This window comes from Pseudomonas sp. 8Z (assembly GCF_902506535.1).
In the GTDB taxonomy this organism is placed as follows: Bacteria; Pseudomonadota; Gammaproteobacteria; order Pseudomonadales; family Pseudomonadaceae; genus Aquipseudomonas.
Window position 1 is genome coordinate 95,074 of the sequence record NZ_LR733825.1, and the last position, 25,008, is coordinate 120,081.

Annotated in this window: 24 protein-coding genes and 1 tRNA gene; 13 read left to right on the forward strand and 12 right to left on the reverse strand. The window is 61.4% G+C overall.

The window, feature by feature from the left end; all coding sequences use genetic code 11:
• Window positions 1-9 precede the first annotated feature (9 nt).
• From AERO9A_RS04690 to AERO9A_RS04715, 6 genes are all read right to left on the reverse strand, one after another.
• Window positions 10-408: a hypothetical protein gene (locus AERO9A_RS04690; RefSeq protein ID WP_159970770.1), complete on the reverse strand. Its 399-nt coding sequence runs from the start codon at window positions 406-408 to the stop codon at window positions 10-12.
• Window positions 409-574: 166 nt separating this feature from the next.
• Window positions 575-1,690: a site-specific integrase gene (locus AERO9A_RS04695; protein WP_159970771.1), complete on the reverse strand. Its 1,116-nt coding sequence runs from the start codon at window positions 1,688-1,690 to the stop codon at window positions 575-577.
• A gap of 95 nt (window positions 1,691-1,785) precedes the next feature.
• Window positions 1,786-1,861: transfer RNA gene (locus AERO9A_RS04700), tRNA-Phe, on the reverse strand.
• A gap of 174 nt (window positions 1,862-2,035) precedes the next feature.
• Window positions 2,036-2,308, reverse strand: a complete 273-nt coding sequence (locus AERO9A_RS04705; protein ID WP_159970772.1) for an oxidative damage protection protein — start codon at window positions 2,306-2,308, stop codon at window positions 2,036-2,038.
• Window positions 2,305-3,372 carry an A/G-specific adenine glycosylase gene (mutY, locus tag AERO9A_RS04710; RefSeq protein WP_159970773.1) on the reverse strand — a complete coding sequence of 356 codons (1,068 nt, stop codon included), beginning with the start codon at window positions 3,370-3,372 and terminating at the stop codon, window positions 2,305-2,307. The genes AERO9A_RS04705 and mutY overlap by 4 nt, the downstream gene beginning before the upstream one ends.
• A complete protein-coding gene (locus tag AERO9A_RS04715; protein ID WP_159970774.1) occupies window positions 3,369-5,594 on the reverse strand; it encodes an AsmA family protein in 2,226 nt (741 codons plus the stop codon). The genes mutY and AERO9A_RS04715 overlap by 4 nt, the downstream gene beginning before the upstream one ends.
• Window positions 5,595-6,018: 424 nt before the next feature.
• Here AERO9A_RS04715 and AERO9A_RS04720 point away from each other — a divergent pair, with 424 nt between their 5' ends.
• From AERO9A_RS04720 to AERO9A_RS04755, 8 genes are all read left to right on the forward strand, one after another.
• Complete coding sequence (locus tag AERO9A_RS04720; protein WP_159970775.1) at window positions 6,019-7,677, forward strand: OFA family MFS transporter; 1,659 nt, start codon at window positions 6,019-6,021, stop codon at window positions 7,675-7,677.
• A 146-nt stretch (window positions 7,678-7,823) separates the two neighbouring features.
• Window positions 7,824-8,417 carry an imidazoleglycerol-phosphate dehydratase HisB gene (gene hisB / locus AERO9A_RS04725; RefSeq protein ID WP_159970776.1) on the forward strand — a complete coding sequence of 198 codons (594 nt, stop codon included), beginning with the start codon at window positions 7,824-7,826 and terminating at the stop codon, window positions 8,415-8,417.
• A complete protein-coding gene (gene hisH / locus AERO9A_RS04730) occupies window positions 8,417-9,055 on the forward strand; it encodes an imidazole glycerol phosphate synthase subunit HisH (RefSeq protein WP_159970777.1) in 639 nt (212 codons plus the stop codon). Before hisB ends, hisH begins: the two co-directional genes overlap by 1 nt.
• Window positions 9,055-9,312 carry a DUF2164 domain-containing protein gene (locus tag AERO9A_RS04735; protein WP_159970778.1) on the forward strand — a complete coding sequence of 86 codons (258 nt, stop codon included), beginning with the start codon at window positions 9,055-9,057 and terminating at the stop codon, window positions 9,310-9,312. The genes hisH and AERO9A_RS04735 overlap by 1 nt, the downstream gene beginning before the upstream one ends.
• Window positions 9,313-9,405: 93 nt before the next feature.
• On the forward strand, window positions 9,406-10,143 hold the full coding sequence (gene hisA / locus AERO9A_RS04740; protein ID WP_159970779.1) for a 1-(5-phosphoribosyl)-5-[(5-phosphoribosylamino)methylideneamino]imidazole-4-carboxamide isomerase: 738 nt from the start codon (window positions 9,406-9,408) through the stop codon (window positions 10,141-10,143).
• Between the two features lie 76 nt (window positions 10,144-10,219).
• Window positions 10,220-10,990, forward strand: a complete 771-nt coding sequence (gene hisF, locus AERO9A_RS04745; RefSeq protein WP_004374000.1) for an imidazole glycerol phosphate synthase subunit HisF — start codon at window positions 10,220-10,222, stop codon at window positions 10,988-10,990.
• A 226-nt stretch (window positions 10,991-11,216) separates the two neighbouring features.
• Window positions 11,217-11,972: an ABC transporter substrate-binding protein gene (locus tag AERO9A_RS04750; RefSeq protein ID WP_159970780.1), complete on the forward strand. Its 756-nt coding sequence runs from the start codon at window positions 11,217-11,219 to the stop codon at window positions 11,970-11,972.
• Window positions 11,973-12,099: 127 nt separating this feature from the next.
• Complete coding sequence (locus tag AERO9A_RS04755) at window positions 12,100-12,855, forward strand: ABC transporter substrate-binding protein (protein ID WP_159970781.1); 756 nt, start codon at window positions 12,100-12,102, stop codon at window positions 12,853-12,855.
• A gap of 63 nt (window positions 12,856-12,918) precedes the next feature.
• On the opposite strand, the gene AERO9A_RS04760 is transcribed toward AERO9A_RS04755, so the two are convergent.
• The 3 genes from AERO9A_RS04760 to gpmI form a co-directional block, all read right to left on the reverse strand.
• Window positions 12,919-14,229 carry a S41 family peptidase gene (locus AERO9A_RS04760; protein WP_159970782.1) on the reverse strand — a complete coding sequence of 437 codons (1,311 nt, stop codon included), beginning with the start codon at window positions 14,227-14,229 and terminating at the stop codon, window positions 12,919-12,921.
• 47 nt (window positions 14,230-14,276) lie between these two features.
• Window positions 14,277-15,518 (reverse strand): murein hydrolase activator EnvC, encoded by a 1,242-nt coding sequence (locus AERO9A_RS04765; RefSeq protein ID WP_159970783.1) that lies wholly within the window; start codon window positions 15,516-15,518, stop codon window positions 14,277-14,279.
• Window positions 15,519-15,692: 174 nt separating this feature from the next.
• On the reverse strand, window positions 15,693-17,225 hold the full coding sequence (gene gpmI / locus AERO9A_RS04770) for a 2,3-bisphosphoglycerate-independent phosphoglycerate mutase (protein WP_159970784.1): 1,533 nt from the start codon (window positions 17,223-17,225) through the stop codon (window positions 15,693-15,695).
• Window positions 17,226-17,370: 145 nt separating this feature from the next.
• Between gpmI and AERO9A_RS04775 the strand changes: the two genes are divergently transcribed.
• From AERO9A_RS04775 to secB, 3 genes are read left to right on the forward strand one after another with little or no spacing between them, the layout of a single operon-like run.
• Entirely contained in the window at window positions 17,371-17,784 is a 414-nt protein-coding gene (locus tag AERO9A_RS04775; protein WP_159970785.1) for a rhodanese-like domain-containing protein, read from the forward strand.
• Between the two features lies 1 nt (window position 17,785).
• A complete protein-coding gene (gene grxC, locus AERO9A_RS04780; RefSeq protein ID WP_159970786.1) occupies window positions 17,786-18,046 on the forward strand; it encodes a glutaredoxin 3 in 261 nt (86 codons plus the stop codon).
• A gap of 28 nt (window positions 18,047-18,074) precedes the next feature.
• Window positions 18,075-18,554 carry a protein-export chaperone SecB gene (gene secB, locus AERO9A_RS04785; RefSeq protein WP_159970787.1) on the forward strand — a complete coding sequence of 160 codons (480 nt, stop codon included), beginning with the start codon at window positions 18,075-18,077 and terminating at the stop codon, window positions 18,552-18,554.
• Window positions 18,555-19,368: 814 nt separating this feature from the next.
• Here the strand turns inward: secB and trmL are convergent.
• Entirely contained in the window at window positions 19,369-19,833 is a 465-nt protein-coding gene (gene trmL / locus AERO9A_RS04790) for a tRNA (uridine(34)/cytosine(34)/5-carboxymethylaminomethyluridine(34)-2'-O)-methyltransferase TrmL (protein ID WP_159970788.1), read from the reverse strand.
• Between trmL and AERO9A_RS04795 the strand changes: the two genes are divergently transcribed.
• On the forward strand, window positions 19,832-20,275 hold the full coding sequence (locus AERO9A_RS04795; protein WP_159970789.1) for a hypothetical protein: 444 nt from the start codon (window positions 19,832-19,834) through the stop codon (window positions 20,273-20,275). The genes trmL and AERO9A_RS04795 overlap by 2 nt on opposite strands.
• A gap of 593 nt (window positions 20,276-20,868) precedes the next feature.
• Here the strand turns inward: AERO9A_RS04795 and AERO9A_RS04800 are convergent.
• Entirely contained in the window at window positions 20,869-23,250 is a 2,382-nt protein-coding gene (locus AERO9A_RS04800; RefSeq protein ID WP_159970790.1) for a penicillin acylase family protein, read from the reverse strand.
• A gap of 125 nt (window positions 23,251-23,375) precedes the next feature.
• Between AERO9A_RS04800 and AERO9A_RS04805 the strand changes: the two genes are divergently transcribed.
• Window positions 23,376-24,392: an AraC family transcriptional regulator gene (locus AERO9A_RS04805; RefSeq protein ID WP_159970791.1), complete on the forward strand. Its 1,017-nt coding sequence runs from the start codon at window positions 23,376-23,378 to the stop codon at window positions 24,390-24,392.
• Here the strand turns inward: AERO9A_RS04805 and AERO9A_RS04810 are convergent.
• Complete coding sequence (locus AERO9A_RS04810) at window positions 24,389-24,964, reverse strand: DUF6436 domain-containing protein (protein WP_159970792.1); 576 nt, start codon at window positions 24,962-24,964, stop codon at window positions 24,389-24,391. The two genes, AERO9A_RS04805 and AERO9A_RS04810, sit on opposite strands and share 4 nt — an antisense overlap.
• Window positions 24,965-25,008: the final 44 nt, after the last annotated feature.

Consider the following 25,008-nt stretch of genomic DNA (forward strand, 5'->3'; position numbering starts at 1 on the left):
TTCGGAGTATCAAGAGTTCTTTTTTTGCGTGGCCGCGTAGTGCCTGGTCTGGAAAGGCAGGATTGCCTTGGTGTTCGGGGTTTCGGTCTCGTCCAGGCCCCAGGCATTGAGCAGATCCACCATCGACCCTCCCTCAAAACTAACTTTCAGGTCTACCAGGTCGCGTAGCGCCCGCTGACGTTCGAGCTCGATGCAGGGGTAGCGGCGGATCACATCCAGGGCGAACCTGGCGCGACGCTGCTGGATGCCCTCCAGGGCCTCCAGGGTGCGTTTTAGCGAGGGGAGGGGGTCGGGGTCGTACCAGACGAGCAGGGCGACCTCGATAAGTGTCTCAGGCGCTGCCTGGGTCAGAGGGGCGCTTGCCAAGGTGGTCAAGGCGGTTGAGGTGCTCGTTACAGGGGTCGTCATGGAAGTCGCCCTCGGCAGGTGCTTCTAGCTTACTGTGCAAAGTCTCGTGATGGCTCGATCGCTTAAATCGAGCTGGTGAGGCATGGATGCCGCGCCAGGCGCCGGGCGGCTTTTTGCCCGGGGCCTGGCCACCAGCGCCGGCAGGGATGCCGGAAGTGGATCTGAGTCAGGCGCTAGGTCTTGAGTCCTGGCGCGATTGGTCGATGTTATCTAGTGCGTTGACCAGATCTTCTGCTCGTAGGTGCGTGTAGCGTTTGAGCATTTGCATCGACTTGTGCCCACTGATTGCCGCAACCTGCTGATCAGTGAGCTGGCCGCTTTCCACTAGCCTGCTCACGGCTTCATGCCTAAGGTCATGGAACCGGAGATCTGCCATGCCGAGCCGCTTTTTCATCCCATTCCAGACTTTCGAGAAGACATAGGGCCTTCTCTTTTCATCCTTGCCTGGTTCGCCGAAGAAAATGAGATTGGTATCGATGGGGCGTATGGGGTTCTCCAGGGCCTCCTTAAAGGCCTGGGTCGCTGCTTGAGTCAGGGGTACGGTTCGGCTTTCCCCGTTTTTCGTGTCTATGAGCTTCACCACGCGTTTTTTAAGGTCTACCTGGTGCCGACGTAGCGAGGTGATCTCTGACGAGCGCATGCCGGTCTCTACGGCGATTCTGGCGATCCAGCCGAGCATTGGGTTGTGATAGGCGTTAACGGCCTGGAACAGCTTCCGTTCTTCATCCGGGCTGAGTCGTCGATCACGTCCCTCTCCGGGGCTGGGCTTGCGTATATTCAGCACGGGGTTTTGGGGGAGGCCAATGCGCCATTCTTGGATGGCCACCGTGAAGAGGTTGCTGAGTAGAGCCAGCTCAAGGCGGACGGTGTTGGCGCTGACGGTTCTAGGGGCAGCGTCGCTGCCTTCCTTGTATTTCGTACGGATAGTTTCCTTCAGGCGCTTGTCGCGGTACTCAGCGATCACGTCGGCTGAGAGGGCGGCGAGGGAATACTTGCCGAGGTGGCGGATGAGCGGGGCGGCCTTGGTCTTCTCAGCTTTTTGCGTGGAGGCTTTCTTGGTCGGGGTGACTTCCTCCAAGTAGCGCCCCAGGGCTTTCTCTAGAGTTGTCTTTTCGGAAGGGGAGCGACGCAGGTATACGCCGCGGACCATCTCGTCCTCGGTGGAGCGAGCCCAGTCATCGGCGTCACGTTTGGTGCGGAAGGTCTTGGAAGCCGTTGGCCATCCTTGCTTGCGGATGACAGCTTTCCAGGTACCAGAGGGGGTTCTTACGATTGTCGCCATCAGCATCTCCACTAGCAAAGTGTCGGCACTGTACCGAAACTGTACCACTGGAGCGTGGGACTAAACCAAGCATTGCGCTAAGTTCTTGAAATTAATGGTGCCCAGGGACGGAATCGAACCGCCGACACGGGGATTTTCAATCCCCTGCTCTACCGACTGAGCTACCTGGGCCAACGGGGCGCTATTAGACGGATTTGAAGGATCAGTGTCAAGCGTGAGTTTGAAAAATATTTAATTATTTCGGGCGCTTAGGTTCGTGAGCGGGAAAAACGGGGAGGGTGAGCCGGGGTTGCGTGCATGGATATGCGGCGGTTGTCGCGGCTGAAGCCCCTCCCACGGCTGTCGTCACTCGCTGGGCGGGACGTAACCTTCGGCCAGGGCGTATTCCTCACCGGAGAGGAACTTGTCCATCTCGGCCTGGAGGAACTTGCGATCTTCGGCGTTCATCATGTTCAGGCGGCGCTCGTTGATCAGCATGGTCTGGTGTTTCTGCCACTCGTCCCAGGCTTGCTTGGAGACATTGTTGAAGATGTCTTCACCTTTGGGGCCGGGGTAGGGCGCGCGATCCAGGCCGGGCAGTTCCTGTTTGTATTTGCGGCACTGTACGATGCGGGTCATGTCGGTTCTCCAGCGGTAATGGCTTGCGCCGCGCGTTTGAGCAGCTTCTTCACCGGGGCGGCGAGGCCCAGGCGCGGCGGGGTGGCGAGGTTATACCAGAGCCAGTCGGCCTCGGCCACGCGGCCGGGCTGCTCGTTGGCCTCGATCAGCCAGGGTTCGATGGCCAGTTGGAAGTGGCTGAAGGTATGGGTCAGGCCTTCCAGTTCGCGGCGCTCGCCGAGGCTTAACTGCTGTTGCCTGGCGAGGTCGTCGAGTTGGGCGAGATCGTCCAGTTCCGGCAGGCTCCATAGGCCGCCCCATAGCCCCGTGGCTGGGCGGCGATAGAGCAGGATGTCGCCTGCGTCATTGACTAGCAGTGGCATCAGTGTGCGTTTCTGCGGTAGTGCCTTGCGCGGCTTAGGCTCCGGGTAGCGGATTTCCAGGCCGAGCAGGTGCGCCTGGCAGCCGCTGCGCACCGGGCACAGCAGGCAGGTGGGTTTGCTGCGGGTGCACAAGGTGGCGCCGAGATCCATCATCGCCTGGGTGTAGTGGTTGACGCGCTCGTGTGGGGTCAGGCGCTCGGCCACGTCCCACAGTTGCTTGGCCACTTTCGGCTCGCCGGGGTAGCCCTCCTGCGCCACGTAGCGCGCCAGTACGCGCTTGACGTTGCCGTCGAGGATCGGTGCGCGCACGCCCATGCTCAGGCTGGCGATGGCGCCGGCGGTGGAGCGACCGATGCCGGGCAGTTCGCTGAGGGCTTCGACGCTGCGCGGAAATTCGCCGCCATGCTCACGCATGATGAGCTGCGCGGTTTTCTGCAGGTTGCGGGCGCGGGTGTAGTAGCCCAGACCTGTCCACAGGTGCAGCACTTCGTCTTCTGGCGCTTCGGCAAGGTCGCGCACCGTTGGTAGTGCGTCCATAAAACGGTCGAAATAGCCGAGTACGGTGCTGACCTGGGTTTGCTGCAGCATGATTTCCGAAACCCAGACGCGATACGGGGTGATGTTCTGCTGCCAGGGCAGATCCTTGCGCCCGTGCTGGTCGTACCAGGCCAGCACGGCGCCGTTGAATTGCTCGGGGCTCATCGGTTGAACAGGCCCTTGAGTGCGTCTTTCAGTTCCGGGCTGACCTTGTCGCCGAGTTTCTCTTCTAGCTTCTCGGTCAGCTTGTTACCGGCCAGGCGGGCGGCGATTTTGCCCATGCCGTCCTGATCCAGGCGGCAGGCCTTGGCTCCCATTTCCAGTGGGCCACGGCAGCGTAGCGGCCATTCGATGCCGACGTAGCGCTCGTTGACCTGGCAGGCGGGGTCGGGCATTTCGCGCTGATCGCCCTCGATGGTAATGCCGACCTTGTAGTCGAGGCCGAGCACGCGCAGGTCGAGATCACCTTCGCCGCTGACTGCCAGACCCGGCACCTGGGCGCGCAGGTCAGGGTTGCGTGCGACACCATCACGTACGCTGAGGCTGCCCTTGAGTTCGCGGAAAGGGGTGTCCTTGCCGGTCGGCGGGTTGTTCAGCGTCTTGCGGTTGAGGGTGGCGATGCCGCGGCACAGTTGCTGTTCGAGGTTGGCATTGACCAGTACGCCATCGTTGATCAGGAAGCTGGCGTTGCCGTTGAGCGCTTCGACCCAGGCTTTCTGGCTGTTGCCGCGCGTGTTGAACTTGGCGTCCAGATCCAGCAAGCCGCGCAGGGGGGCGGGCTGCTCTTGCTTCTTGAGAAATGGCTCGATAGGGATGCGATTGAGTCGGCTTTCAAGGCTGATGATTGGCTCGATCTGGCGCACATCGATGCTGCCACTGCTGATGAAGTTGCCGCCTTGCAGTTTGCCGCGTGCCTCTTCCAGGGTGATCAGGCCACTTCGGCTGTTGGTTTTGAGATTGACGTCAGTGAACGTCTGCTTGTCGTAGATGAGCTGGCCCAGGCTCAGTGCCAGTTGCAGATCGAGGCTGCGCAGGCGGTCGACGGGCAATATCTGCTCGTCACTCCAGGCTTGCTGGGTGGGGGCATTGGGTAGTGGTGTGGTGCCGTTGGAGCCAGCGTCGGCGATGCTTTCCTTGACCTCTGCCTGGCGGGCGGCGCCTGCGCTGTCCTTGCTCTTGGGCGGCAGGTAGCGGTCGAGGTCGAGCTTGTCGCCTTTGAGGTCGGCGCGCAGGGCCTGTTTGGCAAAGTCGGCAACGCCCAGGCTGCCGGTATAGCTGCTGCCGTCCAGTTTGAGGTCGAGGTTCTCCAGCATCAGCCCTTTGCTGGAGCCATTGAGGCGGCTGACCAGTTCGAACTGCTTGAGGCTGTTGGCGTCACGCATGGCCGGCAGCTCGACGCCGAGGCCGTCGAGAAAATCGCGCAGGTCGAGGGCGGCGATGGAGATGCCGCCGGCGAGCTTGGCGTCCTTGTCCAGTTCGCGCACCTTCAGCTCGCCTAGGGCGCGTAGCTGGTTGGCGGAGAGCTTGAGGCCATTCCATTCGGCGATGTTGGCCGCCTGGTCGAGCAGCAATTGGCCCTGAGCTGAGAAATTAACCGTCTTGCCTTTGAGTGGCTCGCCCGAGGCCTCGCCGGTGAGTTTAAGGTCTTCAAACTGGTAGCGCTTGAGGGCGCGGTCGAAACGTAGTGCGCCTTCGACTTCGCTGCGGGCGCGCAGGAGGGGTTGGTTGGTGCCGAAGAAGGCGCTGAATTTGACCGGGATGCTGGCGCCCTCGCGGATCGCACCGGTTTTCAGCTCGATGTTCTCGACGGTGAATTGCTGACCCTTCTGCGCGTCGTCGTAGTCAACGCGCGAATTGCTCAGGGTCAGGCTGTCGATATCCAACTTGAGCGGCTGACTGGCGGGCTTGCTGGGTTGCTCGGTGCTGGGGGCGTCGGCCACGGCAGGTTGTTCGCCGGGCTGCGGCGTGTCTGCGTTAGCCTTGGCTGGGCGGCCGACGCCCTCCCAGTTACCGTGCCCTTTGGCGTCGCGCTGCAGACTGAGGCTGAGGCCGTCGACACGTATGTCGCTCATCTGCACTTCCTTGCGTAGCAGCGGCATTACGCGTACCGACAAGCCAATCATGCGCAGATCGGCGAAAGGTTTGTCCGGTGTGTCGGCGCTGGCCAGGGTGGCGTCGGTCAGTTCCAGGCCGAGCCAGGGGAACAGGCTCCAGCCGATGTCGCCCTTGAGTTGCAGGTCGAGATTGGCCTTGTCGTGGGCGATCTGGCGAATCTCGTCCTTGTAGTCGTTGGGGTCGAACAGATGCGTAAGGGCGAATAACAGCGCCACTACGATCAGCAGCAATCCGAGAAGGAAGAGGCCCAGGATCTTGCCGAGCGCTTTCATGGACGAGTCCTTGTTTCGATGGCTGGAATAAGGGGCGCCGAGTATAGCGTCACCGCGCTTCAGCGCCCCGCTCGCGAGTGATTTCCGGCAATCGATTGCCGGGCTAAGGGCAGTTTTTTGATTGAAATTTCACCCGGCGGTTCCGCTTCTGGATGCTGGTTGAGGGTGTTCGGGCAGGTGGCGGATTTGGGCTTTTTACTGAGCGTTGGCGGGTGGGTGTGCGGCTTTAGATTGATACCGTCTATCATGTCATAGATTGAGGCTTTCGAAATTTGCCGAAATCGCGGCTAACGTGCAAAGAAATCTAAAAAAAATGCATGCAGCGCGGCGTTTTGTCGCGCCTTGGTGCTACTCTTTGCAAGCTTTGGCGCCGTTTAGCTGTCGCGTGCGCCTATTGTCTGCAACCATAAAAAGAGACTCTGCTATGACTGACGCGCTTGCATTGGACGGCGTCGCGGCGAAGCCTGCATTCCTCTCCAAGGAACGCATCATCGCCCGACCCGGCTTCAACCGCTGGCTGGTTCCGCCAGCCGCTCTGGCCATTCACCTGTGTATCGGCATGGCTTATGGCTTCTCGGTATTCTGGCTGCCGTTGTCCAAGGCGGTTGGTATCACCGCCGCCACGGCTTGTGCTCCAGGCATGGGGTTCTTCGAGCAGGTATTTGCCAGCAACTGTGACTGGCAGATCTCGATGCTCGGCTGGATCTATACCCTGTTCTTCGTCTTCCTCGGATGTTCGGCTGCCGTATGGGGTGGCTGGCTGGAACATGCCGGCCCGCGTAAGGCGGGTGTCGTTTCGGCTGTGTGCTGGTGCGGCGGTCTGCTGATTTCTGCGCTGGGCATCTACACCCACCAGATCTGGTTGTTGTGGCTGGGCTCTGGTGTGATTGGCGGTATCGGTCTCGGCCTGGGTTATATCTCGCCTGTCTCGACCCTGATCAAGTGGTTCCCGGACAAGCGTGGCATGGCGACCGGCATGGCGATCATGGGCTTCGGCGGTGGTGCTATGGTCGGTGCGCCGCTGGCAGCGATGCTGATGAACCATTTCGCTACCCCGGAAAGCGTTGGCGTCTGGCAGAGCTTCGTGGTCATCGCGGCGATCTACTTCATCTTCATGATGGGTGGCGCTCTGGCTTACCGCGTGCCGCCGACCGGTTGGAAGCCGGCTGGCTGGACTGCACCTGCAGCCAAAGCCAATAACGCGATGATTACCAAAGGCCACGTGCACGTTAATACGGCGCTGAAAACTCCGCAGTTCTGGCTGGTCTGGGCTGTGCTGTGCCTGAACGTATCTGCCGGTATCGGCATCATCGGCATGGCTTCGCCGCTGTTGCAGGAAGTCTTCGCTGGCAAACTGATTGGCAACAACCTGAGCTTCAACCAGCTCGATGCCGGTCAACTTGCGCAGATTGCTGCTATCGCTGCCGGCTTTACGGGTCTGCTCAGTCTGTTCAACATCGGTGGTCGCTTCTTCTGGGCGTCCTTCTCCGATTTGATCGGCCGTAAGGCAACCTACTTTGTGTTCTTCGCTCTCGGCTTCGTGCTTTATGCGCTGGTGCCTTGGACGGGGCATCTGGGTAGCGTCGCTTTCTTCGTGTTCTGCTTCTGCTTGATTCTGTCGATGTATGGCGGCGGTTTCGCCACCGTTCCGGCTTACCTGGCGGATCTGTTCGGCACGCAGATGGTCGGTGCAATCCATGGTCGTCTGCTGACGGCATGGGCCTTTGCAGGCATCCTCGGTCCGGTGCTGGTCAACTACCTGCGCGAGTACCAGTTGAGCATCGGTGTGGAGAAGGCGGCCGCCTACGACATCACCCTGTACATCCTCGCCGGTCTGCTGGTGCTGGGCTTTATCTGCAATGCCATGGTGCGTCCAGTTGCGCAGAAGTACTTCATGACCGCAGAAGAGCTGGCCGCCGAACGCGCCCATGGCGAGAAGTCGGCACCAGCTACGAGCGAGCTGGAGTGGTCGGCTGATCCGTCGAGCAAGCCGCTGGTCATCGCTGCCTGGCTGGCGGTGGGTATTCCGCTGGCTTGGGGTGTGTGGATCACCCTGCAGAAGACCGTCGTACTGTTCCAGTAACCTCGATTCTTCGGAAAAGCCCGTACAGGCCTTGCGCCTGTGCGGGCTTTTTCGTTTCTGCCGTCCAGCCATCGCCGGTAGCCGTTGCGGGCGTGGCACGCCTATAATACTGGCCTTTTTCCGTTGGCAATTTCGTGGAGCTGGTGATGGCCGAACGTACGGCATCCGTCGAGCGCAACACCCTGGAAACCCAGATCAAGGTTTCGATCAACCTGGATGGCACTGGTAAGGCCAAATTCGATATTGGCGTGCCTTTTCTCGAGCATATGCTCGATCAGATTGCCCGCCACGGCCTGATTGACCTGGATATCTACTGCAAGGGTGACCTGCATATCGACGACCATCACACGGTGGAAGACGTCGGTATTACCCTTGGCCAGGCTTTTGCCAAAGCTGTCGGCGACAAGAAGGGCATGACTCGCTACGGCCATTCCTACGTGCCGCTGGACGAAGCGCTGTCGCGCGTGGTGATCGATTTCTCCGGTCGCCCAGGCCTGCAGATGCACGTGCCGTTCACTCGCGCTGTGGTCGGCGGCTTCGACGTCGACCTGTTCCAGGAATTCTTCCAGGGCTTCGTCAACCACGCCCAGGTCAGCCTGCATATCGACAACCTGCGTGGGCACAACACTCACCATCAGATCGAAACCGTGTTCAAGGCCTTCGGTCGTGCCCTGCGCATGGCCGTTGAGCTGGATCCGCGTATGGCCGGGCAGATGCCGTCGACCAAAGGAACCCTCTGATGCAGACCGTAGCCGTCATCGACTATGGCATGGGCAACCTGCACTCGGTGGCCAAGGCGCTGGAGCACGTCGGCGCTGGCCGCGTGCTGGTGACCTCGGATGCCAAGGTGATCCGCGAGGCCGACCGGGTGGTGTTCCCCGGCGTCGGCGCGATTCGTGACTGCATGGCCGAGATCAAGCGCCTGGGCTTCGATGAGCTGGTGCGCGAAGTCAGCGCCGACCGCCCGTTCCTCGGCATTTGCGTCGGCATGCAGGCCTTGCTTGAGCGCAGCGAGGAGAACGACGGGGTCGATTGCATCGGCCTGTTCCCCGGTCAGGTGCGCTTCTTCGGCAAGGATCTGAGTGAAGACGGCGAGCGCCTCAAGGTGCCGCACATGGGCTGGAACGAAGTGGCGCAGGCGGTCAAACACCCGCTGTGGCACGACATCCCGGATCATGCGCGCTTCTACTTCGTGCATAGCTATTACATCGAGGCCGGCAAGCCACAACAGGTGGTCGGTCGCGGTCACTATGGCAAGGACTTCGCTGCCGCGCTGGCGGATGGCTCGCGCTTCGCTGTGCAGTTCCACCCAGAGAAGAGCCATACCCATGGCCTGCAACTGCTGCAGAACTTCGTCGCCTGGGATGGCCGCTGGTAATGGCCCGCACCAAGGTGCCGAGCCTGGCGCTGGAACCTGCTCAGGAGCAGGCCGCGCTACTGGTTTTGCAGCGCTTTCTTGATGAGCGCTTCGAGCTGAAGCTGGGCACCTTCGAGGTGCAGGAAGTGCTCGATCTGATCACCCGCGAGCTGGCACCGCACTACTACAACAAGGCGATTCTCGACGTGCAGGCGCACCTGAAAGACAGGTTCGAGAGCATCGAGAGCGACCTTTGGGCACTCGAAAAAGGTAGCTGAAGCGTCGTCGCTCGGCTGCAAGAGAAATGAATGCGCCTGCTTGCAGCTTGAGGCTTGCAGCTTGCCGCTCTTTTTGACGTTAGGAAAAAAGACATGCTGATTATCCCCGCTATCGACCTCAAGGACGGCGCCTGCGTACGTCTGCGCCAGGGTCGCATGGAAGACTCCACGGTATTCTCCGATGACCCGGTGAGCATGGCCGCCAAGTGGGTCGAGGGTGGCTGCCGTCGCCTGCACCTGGTCGACCTCAATGGCGCCTTCGAAGGGCAGCCGGTCAACGGCGAAGTGGTCACCGCTATCGCCAAACGCTACCCGAATCTGCCAATCCAGATCGGCGGCGGTATCCGTACCCTGGAAACCATCGAGCACTACGTGCGCGCTGGCGTCAGCTACGTGATCATCGGCACCAAGGCGGTGAAAGAGCCCGAGTTCGTCACCGAGGCGTGCAAGGCTTTTCCCGGCAAGGTCATCGTCGGTCTGGATGCCAAAGACGGTTTCGTCGCTACCGATGGCTGGGCTGAAGTGTCTAGCGTGCAGGCCACCGACTTGGCCAAGCGCTTCGAAGCAGACGGCGTGTCGGCCATCGTTTATACCGATATCGCCAAAGACGGCATGATGCAGGGCTGCAACGTCGAAGCCACCGCCGCGCTGGCCGCTGCCAGCAAGATTCCGGTGATTGCTTCCGGCGGCATCCACAATCTTGGCGATATCGAGAAGCTGCTGCTGGCGCGTTCGCCCGGTATCATCGGCGCCATCACCGGCCGTGCCATCTACGAAGGCACCCTGGATGTGGCCGAAGCGCAGGCCTTCTGCGATTCCTACAAGGGTTAAACCGTAGGGCGGGTGAAACCCGCCGCCACTGACGCAATCTTTATCGGTGGGTTGCACCCACCCTGCGGAGCTCCGTATGGCACTGGCTAAACGCATCATCCCCTGCCTCGACGTGGACAACGGCCGCGTGGTCAAGGGCGTCAAGTTCGAGAACATCCGTGACGCCGGCGATCCGGTGGAGATCGCCCGTCGCTACGATGAGCAGGGCGCCGACGAGATCACCTTCCTCGACATCACCGCCAGCGTCGATGGCCGCGACACCACGCTGCACACCGTCGAGCGCATGGCCAGCCAGGTGTTCATCCCGCTCACCGTCGGCGGTGGCGTACGCACCGTGCAGGACATTCGCAACCTGCTCAATGCCGGTGCTGACAAGGTGTCGATCAACACGGCCGCGGTGTTCAACCCCGAGTTCGTTGGCGAGGCTGCTGCGCGTTTCGGTTCGCAGTGCATCGTCGTCGCCATCGATGCCAAGCGCGTCTCCGCGCCGGGTGAGCCGGGCCGCTGGGAGATCTTCACCCACGGCGGGCGCAAACCGACCGGTCTGGATGCCGTGGAGTGGGCGCGCAAGATGGAAGGCCTGGGCGCCGGCGAGATCCTGCTCACCAGCATGGATCAGGACGGCGTGAAGAGCGGTTACGACCTGGGCGTGACCCGCGCCATTAGCGAGGCCGTACGTGTGCCGGTGATCGCCTCCGGTGGTGTCGGCAACCTGCAGCACCTGGCCGACGGCATCCTCGAAGGCAAGGCCGACGCTGTGCTGGCCGCGAGCATTTTCCACTTCGGCGAATACACCGTGCCGGAAGCCAAGGCCTACCTGGCCAGCCGCGGCATCGTCGTACGCTGACGCCGCATCGAGCAGGGGCATGCCAGGTGCCTCTGCTGCAGCCTTCCTCGCCTCTGTCGTAGAGCATGCCTGGTGCAAAAATTGCTGTGTGAACCGGCTCACGCTATGCAGCACTCGTTGGCCTGTTCGTGCCTATCTTGCTGGCAGTCTGCTAGCGAGCGCTGGGCGCTGATAGATATGGCGGGTATCCTCGTGCGATGTGCTTATGATCAATACGAGAAATACCATGCTAAAACGCTTGCTGATAGTGCTGGGTGGCACTTTTATGGTGCTGGCTGGCGCTGCTCGCGCCGAGGTGAACCCATCTGAGCCATTGGTGCTACTGACCGAGAACTTCCCGCCATACAACATGGCGACCAATGGCAAGAATTTCGCTCAGGATGCAAATATCAGTGGCATCGCTGTGGATGTGGTCAGGGAGATGTTCAAGCGCGCAGAGGTTAGCTATAGCTTGACCTTGCGTTTCCCCTGGGACCGTATCTACAAGCTGGCCCTGGAAAAACCGGGGCACGGCGTGTTCGTCACCGCGCGTTTGCCGGAGCGTGAGGCGCTGTTCAAGTGGGTCGGGCCTATCGGCCCGGATGATTGGGTGATGTTGGCCAAGGCTGGTAGCGCGTTGCGTATCGATACGTTGCAGCAGGCAGCTAAATACCGCATCGGAGCCTATAAGGGTGATGCTATTTCGCAGTACCTGACTGACAAGGGCATCGAGCACAGCACTTCGTTGCGTGATCAGGAAAACGCTCGCAAGCTGGAATCTGGGCAAGTCGACTTGTGGGCGACAGGTGATCCTGCCGGGCGCTACCTGGCGAAGCAGGAAGGAGTCAGTGGTTTGAAAACGGTGCTGCGTTTCGACAGTGCCGAGCTTTATCTGGCGTTGAATCGTGAAACACCTGACGATCTCGTTGCCAAGCTGCAGGCAGCACTCGACAGCATGCGCAAGGAGGGCGTCATCGACGAAATTCAGGGGCGGTACTTATAAGAATCGGCGCGCCGGCTTTGGCCGGTCGCTTGCCAGGGATGGCGGTTTTTCTGAGCAGCGATAGCCTGACTCGGATCAGGGCTGGGATGCCGCAGGCATAACCACAAATCATGCGAGCGGTACGTCTATGATGAAAATGCTGAAGAAAAGCTTGTTTCTCGCCTTGCTCTGCGTAGCGGGTCTGGCTCGTGCAGAGCTGCCGCCGGATTACAAGATGATCCTGCTGACAGAAAATTTCCCGCCTTTCAATATGGCGGTAGACGACAAGAACTTCGCTCGTGACGATTCGATCGATGGCATTAGTGCCGACATCGTGCGTGAAATGTTCAAACGTGCCGACATCCAGTACACCCTAACTCTGCGCTTTCCATGGGATCGCCTGTACCGCCTGACTCTGGAGAAGCCCAACTATGGTTTGTTCTCCACCAGCTACACCGAGGAGCGCAAACCATTGTTCAAGTGGGTCGGCCCCATTGCCAAGACGCGTTGGGTGCTGCTCACTGCACCGGGTAGCGATATCAAGGTGTCGAGCTTGAAGGAAGCTGCCAAGTACCGCATCGGGGCTTACAAGAACGATGCCGTCAGCCAGCATCTGGAAGGCCAGGGCTTGGTCCCGATCAATGCCCTGCGCGATCAGGAGAATGTGACCAAATTGGTGCGCGGGCAGATCGACTTGTGGGCCACCAACGACCCGGTAGGGCGTTATCTGGCTAAGCAGGAGGATGTCACTGGCCTCAATATCGTGCTGACATTCAGCGAGGTGGATCAATACCTGGCGTTGAACAAGGACACCCCGGACGAAGTGGTGCAGCGCCTGCAGAAGGCCCTGGATGCCATGCGCGCCGAGGGCTATATCGAAGAAGCGACCAACAACTACCTGTAAAGCACCGCTTCAAGAAAAAGCCCGGATCGCTGTCCGGGCTTTTTTTGTCTCGACGGTCTTGCCTTAGTCACCGCGTGTGACGTTCAGACCCTTGAGCAGGTTTAGCGCCTGGCTCAGTTGGTAGTCGTCATCCTGCGGGCGTTCTGCACGGGCTGCCTGACCTCTGCTCGGGCGGTCGGCGCCGCCATTGCCGTTGCCCAGATGGCCTTGCAGATCGGCTTCCTTGATGCCTTCGGCGTCCTGCTCGCGGGTGACCTTGGCGCGTGTCACCTCGATGTCGGGGATGATGCCCTGGGCCTGGATCGAGCGGCCGCTTGGGGTGAAGTACAGCGCGGTGGTCAGCTTTAGTGCGCGGTCGTTGTTCAGCGGCAGCACGGTTTGTACCGAGCCTTTACCGAAGCTGTCGGTGCCCATCAGTACGGCGCGTTTGTGATCTTGCAGGGCGCCAGCGACGATTTCCGAGGCCGAGGCACTGCCGCCATTGATCAGCACCACCAGCGGCACGCCTTCGCTGGCATCGGCAGGATCGGCGTTGAAGCGCAGCTCGGAGTTGGCCAGGCGGCCTTCGGTGTAGACGATCAGGCCGCTCTTGAGGAAGTGGTCGGCCACTTCCACCGCGGCCTGCAGCACGCCGCCGGGGTTGTTGCGCAAGTCCATTACCAGGCCGCGCAGCTTCTTGTTGCCGTTATCTTTGCGCAGCTTGCTCAGCGCCTTGCCGACTTCCTCGCCGGTGTTGACCTGGAACTGCGAGATCCGCAGGTAGCCGTAGCCGTCATCCAGCAACTGGCTCTTGACGCTGCGCACCTTGATTACGGCGCGGGTCAGGGTGATATCGAATGGGCGACCGCCATCGCGCACCAGGGTCAGCTCGATCTTGCTGCCAGCCTTGCCGCGCATCTTGTCCACGGCTTCCATCATCGACAGCCCCTTGGTTGGCTGGCCGTCGATCTTGACGATCAGATCGCCGGCTTCGATGCCAGCCTTGGACGCCGGAGTGTCGTCGATGGGCGAGACCACCTTGACGAAGCCGTCCTCCATGCCCACTTCGATGCCCAGGCCGCCAAACTCGCCGCTGGTACTTTCCTGCAGCTCGGCGAAGGCTTCTGGCTCAAGGTAGGCCGAGTGTGGGTCGAGGTTGCTGAGCATGCCCTTGATGGCATTTTCCAGCAGTTCCTTGTCGCTGACCGGCTCGACATAGGCGGCCTTGATGCGATCCATCACCTCGGCGAAGGTGCGCAGCTCATCCAGTGGCAGCGGGGCCGCCTTGCTGCTCGCCGCCGGCGCGGGTGCGGGCTCTGCGGCCTGCAGGGCGGGGGTGCTGAGTAGCAGGCCAAGAGCCAGAGCCAGGCAGGTGGGGCGGAAGCGATGGGGCATGAACACAACTCCTAAATGAATGAGGCGCCACCAGGCTGGAGACCTGATTATCCCTGCGCGCGGCACCATTGTGCCGGATCACTCGGGCGACCGTTCTGGCGAATGGCGAAATACAGTGCAGGCGTATCCTGACCACCGCTGGTGCCGACCGTGGAAATGGCTTCCCCAGCCTTGACGACATCACCTGCCCGCTTGAGCAGGCTTTGGTTGTGTCCATAGAGGCTCAGGTAACCGTTGCCATGGTCGAGGATGACCAACAGGCCTGCCCCGCGCAACCAGTCAGCGAATACAACGCGTCCACCATGCACGGCGCGTACCTGACTGCCTGCTTGGGCACCGATCAGTACGCCATCCCATTTAGTACGAGCGTCATCACCGCGCGGGGTTCCGTAGCTTGCCACCAATCTGCCAGTGACTGGCCATGGCAGCTTACCGCGCGCACTGGCGAAAGGCCCGCCGTAAACGGCGCCAGGGCTGACCAGCGGGCCATCGCTATGGCGTTGGCTGCGCGCTCTGGGCTGTGCCTCGCGGGCGGCCAGTTCGCGCTCACGGGCTTCTTCGGCTTCGCGCGCCTGGCGGGCGAGGGTTTCCTCGATGGTCTTGAGTACGCGGCGTAGTTCAGCTTGTTCCTGCTCGCGGGCTTTGAGGCGCTGATCGCGGCTGGCGTATTCGCTGTTGAGCTTGGCCAATGCTTGTTGGCGCTCCTTGCGCGCTTCTGCGAGTTGCGAGTGACGCTGATCGAGCTCTGCCTTTTGCGCTTGCAGTTGGGTCTGGTGGCTGGTGATTTCCTGCTCGACATTGGCCAACTGACGCAGGGTTTCGTTGAACGCCGTGAGTTGCTCAAGGCGCGCATGGCTCAGATAGTCGTAGTAGGTGAGGGTGCGCGAGAACTTTTCCGGGTTCTGCTGATTGAGCAGCAGCTTGAGGTATTCCTGACGACCGCTCTGGTAGGCGGCGCGAGCCTGAATGGCGATCAGTCGTTGTTGTTCATTGCGCGCGCTCTGGAGTTTTTTTTTCTCCTGATCCAGTCGCTGGATTTCGGCTTCGCTGCTGTCGAGCTCGCGCTGCAGCTCGTTGACCTGCTTCTGCAGGTCGCCCATATCGGTTTCGGTTTTCTTCAACTGCTGTTGAACGCCGGATTTCTCCTGCTGCAGTTTCTCCAGCAGCTTTTTCAGTTCGGCAACGTCTTGCTGCGCCGATTCCAATTGACGTTGGGTGTCTGTGCGTTGGTCTGCCAAGGCAGGCGCGATAAGACTGCTGAGCAGGACGAGGATGAGAAAACGACGCATGGAGTGAGCGACACCTGAGACGGGGCGGCAATGGCGCCTAGTATGCCTAAAAAAGCAGCGGCAAGCTGCAAGCCACAAGCTGCAAGAAGAGCGAAAGCGACCTGTAGCCCTGCAATCCGGGAGCGGACTCCCCGGATTGCATCTGGGCTACGATGCCCGTGGCCTGAAGCGACTCTACTCCAACTCGACGATGGTTTTGCCGGTCATCTCGTTTGGCTGTGGCAGGCCCATCAGGTTGAGCAGGGTTGGTGCCACGTCGGCGAGTACGCCGCCTGCGCGAATGCGCGCCGGGCGCTTGCCGACGTAGATGAACGGCACTGGCTCGCAGGTGTGGGCGGTGTGCGCCTGGCCGGTGCACTCGTCTTCCATCTGCTCGACGTTGCCGTGGTCGGCGGTAATCAGCGCTTCGCCACCGACCTTTGCCAGTGCCTCGGTGATACGGCCGACGCAGGCGTCGAGGGTTTCCACGGCCTTGACCGCCGCCTCGAACACGCCGGTGTGGCCGACCATGTCGCCATTGGCGTAGTTGACGATGATCACGTCATAGCGCTGATTTTCGATGGCATCGACGATCTTGTCGGTGACTTCCGGCGCGCTCATTTCCGGCTGGAGGTCGTAGGTGGCGACGTTCGGCGACGGAATCAGGATGCGTTCTTCACCTTCGAACGGCTCTTCACGGCCGCCGGAGAAGAAGAAGGTGACGTGGGCGTACTTTTCGGTCTCGGCGATGCGCAGTTGGGTCTTGCCGTTCTTCGCCAGGTATTCACCGAGCACGTTGGTCAGTGCTTCCGGGGCGAAGGCGCTTGGCGCTTTGATGCTTGCCGAGTACTGGGTGAGCATGACGAAGCCAACCTGCGGCGCGCGTTTGCGCTCGAACTCCTTGAAGTCGGGCTCGACGAAGGTACGGGTCAGCTCACGGGCGCGGTCGGCGCGGAAGTTCATGAACACCACGGCGTCGCCGTCCTCGACCTGCACTGGCTCGCCGATGGTGGTGGCCTTGACGAATTCATCGCTCTCGCCGCGTTCGTAGGCGGCCTGCAGGCCTTCGACCGCGCTGGCGGCGTTGAACTGGCCTGCGCCGTCGACGATCAGGTGGTAAGCCTGCTCGACGCGATCCCAGCGGTTGTCGCGATCCATGGCGAAGTAGCGGCCGGTGAGGCTGGCGATGCGGCCCTTGCCGAGGCGGGCGAAGGTGGCGTCGAGCAGTTCGATGGAAGGCTGCGCGCTCTTCGGCGGGGTGTCGCGGCCGTCGAGGAAGGCGTGCAGGTAGATATTCTCGGCGCCGCGCTTGGCAGCCAGTTCGGCCATGGCGACGATGTGATCCTGGTGGCTGTGCACGCCGCCATCGGAAAGCAGACCGAGGATATGCACGGCCTTGCCGGCGCTCACGGCCTTGTCCACGGCCTGGTTGATTGTGGCGTTGTCGAAGAACTCGCCGTCGCGGATCGCCTTGGTCACGCGGGTGAAGTCCTGATACACCACGCGCCCTGCACCGAGGTTCATGTGGCCGACTTCGGAGTTGCCCATCTGCCCGTCTGGCAGGCCGACGTCCATACCGCTGCCCGAGATCAGGCCATGCGGGTAGGTGGCGCGCAGGTGATCGTAAATCGGCGTGTTGGCGGCGTAGATGGCGTTGTACTCGGGTTTGTCGCTGTGACCGAAGCCGTCGAGGATGATCAGAACCAAGGGTTTGGGCGTGGCGCTCATTAAGCTGGCTCGCTTTACGTCTGAAGGGGCTGGAATCGCCCTGCATTTTAGGGGGAAGTGCCTGGCGCGTCACTGCCAGACGGGGTTTGGCCGACCTGTGGGGCTGTGTATACTGGCCGACATTTTACCGTCCTGGGCCATATAGATGTTCGCCAACCTGATTGAGTTCGTCACTAATCACTATGTTCTGAGTGGATTGTTCGTAGTCCTGCTGGTACTGCTGATCGTCACTGAATTGCGCAAGGGCGGGCAGAGCCTGTCCAGCCGCGAGTTGACCGCATTGGTCAACGGCGACAAGGGTGTGGTGCTCGATGTACGTTCGAAGAAGGATTTCTCCACGGGGCATATCGTCGACTCGCTGCACATTCCTTATGAGAAAGTAGCCGCACGCCTCGCCGAACTGGAAAAGCACAAGGCCAAGACCATCGTGGTAGTCGATGCCATGGGTCAACATGCCGGCAGCATCGTGCGAGAGCTGAGCAAGGCCGGTTACACCGCTGCCAAGCTCGCCGGCGGTATCGCCACCTGGCGTGCTGACAACCTGCCGTTGGTGAAGTGATATGGCCAGTGTGGTCATCTACTCCAGTGACTGGTGCCCCTTTTGCACGCGTGCGAAGCAGTTGCTGAGCCGCAAAGGGGTGGCATTCGAAGAGATCAATGTTGATGGCCAACCCGCCCTGCGCGCGGAGATGACCCGCAAGGCTGGGCGAACCTCTGTGCCGCAAATCTGGATCGACAGCACCCATGTTGGGGGCTGCGACGACCTTTACGCCCTGGAGCGCGCCGGTAAACTCGATGCGTTGCTGCAGGGCACTGCTTGAAACCACCACTTTAAGGAAGGCACGAGCCATGACCGAGCAAGCCAACAGCGGCGCCGCTGAAGAGCTGAACCCGCAATTTTCCCTGCAGCGCATCTACGTCAAGGACCTGTCCTTCGAAGCGCCGAAGAGCCCGGAAATCTTCCGTCAGGAGTGGACGCCGAGCGTCGGCCTGGATCTGAACACCCGCCAGAAGGCGCTGGAAGGTGACTTCCACGAAGTCGTGCTGACCCTGTCGGTGACCGTGAAAAACGGTGAAGAAGTCGCCTTTATCGCCGAAGTGCAGCAGGCCGGTATCTTCCTGATCAAGGGCCTGGACGCCGCCTCCATGAGCCACACCCTGGGTGCGTTCTGCCCGAACATCCTGTTCCCGTACGCGCGTGAAGCGCTGGACAGCCTGGTGACCCGTGGCTCGTTCCCAGCCCTGATGCTGTCGCCGGTGAACTTCGATGCGCTGTACGCCCAGGAACTGCAGCGTATGCAGCAGGCTGGCGAAGCCACCGCTCACTAAGCGCGGCTCGGTTGTATGAAAAGCGCCCTTAGGGGCGCTTTTTGCGTTTTGTGGGGGGCATGCCGGATTGGTGCGTTTGTGTTGGCTTGCTGGTTGTTCTTGTGTCTGTTCCGATTTGCCGCGTTTTTGCTGATGTCTTTGGTTTCGCCCTCCCGGGCGAGTGACTTTTGCGGGCAAAAGTAACCAAAACCCTCCGCCCGTTCATCCGGCCCTGGCGTAGCCAGGGTTCGCTCACTCCATCGCCGTTCCAGAGGCCCGCCGCGAAGAGCCATCCCTGGCCCATCGCGGCTCTCGCGACATCCATGTCGCTCGACCTCTTCCACGACGATTCCGTTCGCCCTCCTGGGCGGGCTCTGCGCGCGCCTGAACGCGAGGTAACCCAGAGATTGTTCGGAATGGTCTAGCAGTAGCAAGAGCAACCGCCATGGCTTCGGAGTTAAACCAATAGTTTCAGGCGCGCGTATGGCCCTTTCAGGAGGGTGAGTGGAATCGTTGCGCAGAGGGGCGAGCGGCATGGATGCCGCGAGAGGCTTAAAGGGCCAGGGACGGCCCTTGTAAGCCGACCCTCGGAGTAACGATGTAGCGAACGAACCCCGGCGCAGCCGGGGCCGGATGGCAGGGCCAAGACCTTTTGCCTTCTTTTGTGGCGTTTGACAAAAGAAGGTCGCCGGGAGGCGAAACGGGAACCATCAGCAGAGCGCGATAAACAGCTTTACACCAAAAACCAAAGCACGCTCACACAAACTAGCCAACCCGGTGTCAGAGCTGCCTTCCCTGAAGCTCCGCGGAGAGCCGTACCAGTCCACCTACCGCCTCAATCCGCGTCGGCGAACCCGTTCTGCCGCCAGGCCTCGTAAACGGTCACCGCCACTGTGTTGGACAGGTTCAGGCTGCGGCAACCGGCGCGCATCGGCAGGCGCACGCGCTGCTCCGGCGGTAGGGCGTTACGCACCTCCTCCGGCAGACCACGACTCTCCGGGCCGAACAGGAAAGCATCGCCAGGCTGGTAAGCAACCTCGTGGAATGGCTGCGAGCCCTTGGTGGTGAAGGCGAACAGGCGTGGCTGACCCAGGCTGTCGAGGCAGCTTTGCAGGTCGCTATGACGCTTGAGCGTGGCGTATTCGTGATAATCCAGCCCGGCCCGACGCAGTCGTTTGTCGTCCAACTCGAACCCCAGAGGCTCGATCAGGTGCAACTGGCAGCCGCTGTTGGCGCACAGCCTGATAATGTTGCCGGTATTGGGTGGGATTTCTGGTTGAAAGAGGATGACGTGGAACATGCAGCACTCCGAGCACTGGGACGAGCGCCATTCTACTCCGCCGGAGGATCCACGACCGCGTTTGCGCTGGCGTTTCATGGCGGCTGTGATGCTTATTGCCTTTCTCGTCGGCATGATGATCGGGCGAGTGTTCGATCCTCCGCGCTTGCGCATCGAAGATGCTCATTCCTGGGAGCAAGGGTTGCAGTTATGGTTCAACCGTGAGCCGCAGGCCCTCGCCGAGCCCTTTGATGGCGCGTTGCGTTACCGCTTCGAGGATGCCTATGGCCGTGTGCGCGATGGGCGCCTGGAGTTGTCGCTGGGATTGGTGAACTGGCGCATTGAGCGTGACGGGCGGGATCTGCTGCTGGTGCTGGTGTCGCCTCGCGCGCTGCATGGGGACTGGCGCGGTAGCGAGGTGGATGGGCGTTGGCGTGTGCAACTGGCGTTGCGTCCTGAATAAAGAGGGGAGTCCCCGGCCTGCCTGTACCAAGGTCCCCGAAACAGATGCACTGCACTCATCAAGCGTGCTGCGACGCATGTGTTGCGCCGAATAAAGAAGGGATTCCCAGCCTGCCTGTACCAAGATCCCCGAAACAGATGCACTGCGCTCGTCGAGCGTGCTGCGGTGCATATGACGCGGTGTTGCGCCGAATAAAGAAGGGATTCCCGGCCTGCCTGTACCAAGATCCCCGAAACAGATGCACTGCGCTCGTCGAGCGTGCTGCGGTGCATATGACGCGGTGTTGCGCCGAATAAAGAAGGGATTCCCGGCCTGCCTGTACCAAGATCCCCGAAACAGATGCGCCGCGCTCGTCGAGCGTGCTGCGGCACGTGTTACATCGAATAAAGAAGGGGATTCCCCGGCCTGCCTGTACCAAGGCCCCCGAAACTGGAGTTACTTTGGTTAATGCAGGTCGTATGCCAACTTTTCTGATTGAGCCTCAAGGCCTTGTTTCGCGGGCTATTGGGGACGTACTGACTGGCGCGTGGGGCATTGCGTGCACCAGAGAGCAGCGTGATGCACCTTGGGTGCACCATGCTGCTCAGCGGGCTTCAGTGGGGCAGCAAGCGCAGGGCGCCTTGGGTGCTGGCGGCGATATCTGCTTCGCTCAGGTGTTGCGGCCTGTAGACCCCCAGCACATGGCCTGCTGCCTGGTCGGCGTAGTGTGCGTCGAAGGGAACGCCGCTCTGGCCGACGGGGTTGCTGCCGAGTGCCGTACTGGCATCGGCCAGGTCGATCAGGCGGCGCGTCGAAGGGCCGTAGATTACCTGCCAGGGTGCCGGGCCGATCTTGTGCGAGAGGTTGTCCGGCACCTCGTGGCTGCCTGGCGCAGCGAAGGGACCGACATTGAGCAGCCAGGCCAAAGGTTGCTGGATGCCCAGTGGATGGGAGTGGGTCAGGGTGTGCGCGCGCCCCCATTGCCAGGTCTGTGGATCCGCGCCGAGTTGCTCGGTGAGGTGCGTCAGGCTGGCACGCCAGGCGTCGGCAACGATTTGCGCGCGAGTCTGCGTAGTGCTGCTGCCTTTGCGCTGCCACCAGGGCGATTGCGCGTCGGCGGTCAGGCGTGGCAATGCAACATCGAGTACGCGGCTTTGCAGCAAGCTGTCGAAGAAGGCATCGCCCAGTTCGTCGGCCATGGCCTCGTGCGCCAATTGGTAGAGCAACTGGTTGAAGACGGTGGCGGCTACCGAATCCAGCGGATGCTCGCCATTCCAGTCGGCTAGGCTCTGCACCAGCGCCTGTTCCTGTGCGCCTTGAGCAGCCTCGCGCAGTTCTCCGAGGATCGGCGCCAACACGCGCTTGGGATAGTCGGTGCCGGTATCCAGTTGCAGGGCCTGGCTATTGTGTTGATCCCATTTCACCGTGGCGTCGCTCAGGCGTTGGTTCAGGCGCCGACCGCGATCCGGCAGATTGTAGTAGCCAGGAATTTCGATACCGCTGGCTGGCACCGGTTGGTAGTTGGCCGAGACGATGTAGCCGCGTGCCGGGTTTTCTTCCTGCGGGTTATCGGTGAAGGGGCGATAGCCGAGTTTTTCCGCTTCGCTGCTGGTGCCATCGAGGATGAAGGTGGGGTTGACCCCAGCCGGGCGTAGCGGCAGCTTGGCCGATGCCCACCAACCGATATCGCCAGCGGCGTTGGCCCAGACCACGTTGAGGCCGGGTGCCTCGATCTTCGCTGCGGCGGCGCGGGCTTTGTCCAATGTGTCGGCGCGGTTGAGTTGGTAGAAAGCATCGAGGATCGGGTTGTCGGTTTCCAGGAAGGCCCACCACATGGCGATCGGCGTCGTGCCGCTGTTCTGCCCCAGGGCATCGTTGATGATCGGGCCGTGTGGCGAGCGGCGCAGGGTGATGGTGACCGCTGCAGCGCCTTTGACCTGGATGCTTTCCGTGCGCTGCTCAAGATCGACCCAGCGGCCCTGGTACCAGATCTGGTTGGGGTTATCCGGGTTGACGCGCTCGGCGATCAGGTCGAGGTCATCGTTCTGGAACATGGTCAGGCTCCAGGCGAAGTCACGGTTGTGACCGAGCATGGCACTGGGGATCAGCGCGTGGTGGTAGCCGTACAGCTCGTAGCCGGGCGCTTGCAGGTGGGCTTCGTACCAAACCGCTGGCAGTGAGAAACGGATATGTGGATCGCCCGCCAATAGCGGTTTGCCGCTGGCGGTGCGGCTGCCGGAGACGGCCCAGGCATTACTGCCTTCGAACTGTGGCAGGCCGTTATCGGCCAGCGCTGCGTCACTGAGCTGAGCGAGGGCGGCGAGATCCTGCCAGTCGCCGCTGCTTAAAGCTGTGTCTGCGAGTACGCCTTCGGGGTGCCAGTTGAGGTCGAAGAGTTTGAGGTAATCAGCGCCGAGGGCATCACGCACATGAGTCATCAAGGGCTCGGTGCGCAGTGCGGCCGCGAAGCTGTAGGCCATGTAGCCGGCCACGCTGAGGGTGTCGGCGACGGTGAAGGGGCGCGGCTTGATGCCCAGCAGATCGAACTCCATCGGCAGTGGTCGACTGGCCTGGTACTGATTGATGCCGTCCAGATAGCTTTGCAGTGCGCGTACGGAGGGGCTGCTGGCATCCAGTTGTGCGGCGCGTGCGTCGGCGTGGCGGCCAATTTCCAGGGTGCGGAACAGGCGGTCGGTGGGCAGCAGCTTCTCGCCCAGCACCTGGGCCAACTCGCCGCGAGCCAGGCGCCGCAGCAGTTCCATCTGGAACAGCCGATCCTGCGCATGGACGAAACCCAGGGCGCGGTAGAGATCATCCTGATTCTGGGCTTTGAGGTGCGGCACGCCACGCTCGTCGTAGCGCACCGTTACCGGTGCCTGCAGGCCCGCCAGAGTCAGCTCGCCGTCGCGTTGCGGTTGCTTGCCGTGCAGATACCAGCCTGCGCCTGCGGCGGTCGCGGCAGCGATCAGGGCGAGGGTGGTCAGGGTGCGTTTCATCGAGCGTCAATCCTTGTTCTTATGAGTGGCAGCAGGTCGGCATTCTGCGCAGTTACCCGGGCGCTGGCATTGACCAAGGGCTGCAGTATTGAAAGTCTATGGTCAATTCTGCCCTGGAACTTGTCATGCCTGATGCCGAACGCTCCGCATTCGTCGCTCTGACGCACTCCGCGACCTTGCGTCGCCTGCTCTACGAAGCCCTGGCGGCGTTGAGTCTTGACCCTACCGACAGCTACCGGCGGGCCTATGCTGGTGTCCCCCTGGCTTCGCCGCTGCTCGATGCGCGCGAGGATCACGACAACGCTCCACGGTTCTGGCAGGCCATCGCCGATATCAGTGGCGATGCCGACATCGGTTTGCACCTGGCCGAAGCCATGCAGCCCAGGCCTATGGATGTGGTCGGCTACCTGCTGCTGGCGGCCCGTGACTTGCGCCAGGGGTTGCAGGCCTTCGTGCGCTATCAGCACATCCTCTCCGGCGGCTTCGTCGCGCGATTGGAGGAGGGCGACGACCAGGTGCGCTTGGTAATCGATCTGAACTACCGGGGGTTCGGTTCATTGCGCCAGCAGATGGAGTGCCTTGCCTTGCTGCTGTACAAGATGCTGGCGGCGGCTTGTCCGGTTGCGCTGCCCTTGTGGGGGGTCGAGTTTCGCCACCCGGCGCCACGCCATTTGCATGAGCATCGCCGGCTGCTGGGTGTCACGCCGTCTTTCGGCCAGACGCACGATGCACTGATCTTGCCGCGTGCAGCGTTGTCCAGGCCATTGCGCAGTGCCAATGCGCGCTTGTTCGAGGTGTTGGGCGAGGAAGCGCAGCGGCAACTGGACGAGCTGGTGGAGAACCAGTTACTGGTGCGTGTGCGCTACTGGCTGGAGCTCAATCTTGGTCTGGTGAGTTGTGATTTGCGCCACTGTGCAGCAGCGCTTGGGCTGTCCTACTCGGCGTTGCAACGTGCGCTGAGCGAGCAGGGCAGCAGCTTTCGCGCCTTGCATGATGAGGTGCGTCGGCTCAAGGCGCTGCGCCTGCTGGAGCAGGGCAAGGCAGTGCGCGAAGTGGCCCGTGCCTGCGGCTTCGCTGAGCTGTCGCCCTTCTACCGTGCGTTTCGACGTTGGCAAGGCGGTACGCCGCGTGGGCGGGGTTAATCCTGGCGTTGCCAGTCGCAGAAACAGCCGACGGCCAGGGTATTGCTGGCATTCACGCGGCGCTCTGCGGCCAGGGCTTCGAGGATCGGCTCGATGAAACTGTTGCTCGAGTTGCACACCAACCCTTCGCTGTACGGGCCGAAGTAGGCGAGGTGACCTTGCCGATCCCAGATCGCCACGGCTGGGCTGGCGGGTATGGAGTCGCTGCCAGGGAGCGTTTCGAGGGTTTGCAACGCACCGAGCTCAGCCGACAGGCTGCCTTTGCTGCCCGAGCGTTGCACGGCATAGAAGGCCACGCCCATGGGCGAGTAAGCGGCGATCAGTTCGGCGAGGTGCTGTTGATTGCCGACATTGCACGGGCAGGCCGGATCCCAGAAATGCACCAGACGGATCGGCCCCGGCCCGGCCAGCTCATCGGGCAGGCGCAGTTCCACGCCGGAGAACACGGCGGCGCGCTCGTCGAAGGTGCGTAGGTAGCGGGCTTCGAACCAGCGATAGGCCACGAATAAAGCCACCGCGCAGAGGGCGGTCAGCAGTAGGGCGATCCAGGTGGTGCGTGATGGGCGTGGCATGGGGGCAGGCTTGGCGAATGGGTGATTAGCTTGCCATGCCGCGC

Excerpts from the sequence above, each read along its gene's own strand:
- AERO9A_RS04720 (WP_159970775.1), top strand. The coding sequence starts at position 6,019 with ATGACTGACGCGCTTGCATTGGACGGCGTCGCGGCGAAGCCTGCATTC.
- mutY (WP_159970773.1), bottom strand. The coding sequence starts at position 3,372 with ATGAGCCCCGAGCAATTCAACGGCGCCGTGCTGGCCTGGTACGACCAG.
- AERO9A_RS04735 (WP_159970778.1), top strand. The coding sequence starts at position 9,055 with ATGGCCCGCACCAAGGTGCCGAGCCTGGCGCTGGAACCTGCTCAGGAG.
- AERO9A_RS04690 (WP_159970770.1), bottom strand. The coding sequence starts at position 408 with ATGACGACCCCTGTAACGAGCACCTCAACCGCCTTGACCACCTTGGCA.
- AERO9A_RS04705 (WP_159970772.1), bottom strand. The coding sequence starts at position 2,308 with ATGACCCGCATCGTACAGTGCCGCAAATACAAACAGGAACTGCCCGGC.
- AERO9A_RS04760 (WP_159970782.1), bottom strand. The coding sequence starts at position 14,229 with ATGCCCCATCGCTTCCGCCCCACCTGCCTGGCTCTGGCTCTTGGCCTG.
- hisF (WP_004374000.1), top strand. The coding sequence starts at position 10,220 with ATGGCACTGGCTAAACGCATCATCCCCTGCCTCGACGTGGACAACGGC.
- AERO9A_RS04695 (WP_159970771.1), bottom strand. The coding sequence starts at position 1,690 with ATGGCGACAATCGTAAGAACCCCCTCTGGTACCTGGAAAGCTGTCATC.
- AERO9A_RS04795 (WP_159970789.1), top strand. The coding sequence starts at position 19,832 with ATGCAGCACTCCGAGCACTGGGACGAGCGCCATTCTACTCCGCCGGAG.
- AERO9A_RS04750 (WP_159970780.1), top strand. The coding sequence starts at position 11,217 with ATGCTAAAACGCTTGCTGATAGTGCTGGGTGGCACTTTTATGGTGCTG.
- trmL (WP_159970788.1), bottom strand. The coding sequence starts at position 19,833 with ATGTTCCACGTCATCCTCTTTCAACCAGAAATCCCACCCAATACCGGC.
- secB (WP_159970787.1), top strand. The coding sequence starts at position 18,075 with ATGACCGAGCAAGCCAACAGCGGCGCCGCTGAAGAGCTGAACCCGCAA.
- gpmI (WP_159970784.1), bottom strand. The coding sequence starts at position 17,225 with ATGAGCGCCACGCCCAAACCCTTGGTTCTGATCATCCTCGACGGCTTC.
- AERO9A_RS04775 (WP_159970785.1), top strand. The coding sequence starts at position 17,371 with ATGTTCGCCAACCTGATTGAGTTCGTCACTAATCACTATGTTCTGAGT.
- grxC (WP_159970786.1), top strand. The coding sequence starts at position 17,786 with ATGGCCAGTGTGGTCATCTACTCCAGTGACTGGTGCCCCTTTTGCACG.
- AERO9A_RS04805 (WP_159970791.1), top strand. The coding sequence starts at position 23,376 with ATGCCTGATGCCGAACGCTCCGCATTCGTCGCTCTGACGCACTCCGCG.
- AERO9A_RS04765 (WP_159970783.1), bottom strand. The coding sequence starts at position 15,518 with ATGCGTCGTTTTCTCATCCTCGTCCTGCTCAGCAGTCTTATCGCGCCT.
- hisH (WP_159970777.1), top strand. The coding sequence starts at position 8,417 with ATGCAGACCGTAGCCGTCATCGACTATGGCATGGGCAACCTGCACTCG.
- AERO9A_RS04800 (WP_159970790.1), bottom strand. The coding sequence starts at position 23,250 with ATGAAACGCACCCTGACCACCCTCGCCCTGATCGCTGCCGCGACCGCC.
- hisB (WP_159970776.1), top strand. The coding sequence starts at position 7,824 with ATGGCCGAACGTACGGCATCCGTCGAGCGCAACACCCTGGAAACCCAG.
- AERO9A_RS04755 (WP_159970781.1), top strand. The coding sequence starts at position 12,100 with ATGATGAAAATGCTGAAGAAAAGCTTGTTTCTCGCCTTGCTCTGCGTA.
- AERO9A_RS04715 (WP_159970774.1), bottom strand. The coding sequence starts at position 5,594 with ATGAAAGCGCTCGGCAAGATCCTGGGCCTCTTCCTTCTCGGATTGCTG.
- hisA (WP_159970779.1), top strand. The coding sequence starts at position 9,406 with ATGCTGATTATCCCCGCTATCGACCTCAAGGACGGCGCCTGCGTACGT.
- AERO9A_RS04810 (WP_159970792.1), bottom strand. The coding sequence starts at position 24,964 with ATGCCACGCCCATCACGCACCACCTGGATCGCCCTACTGCTGACCGCC.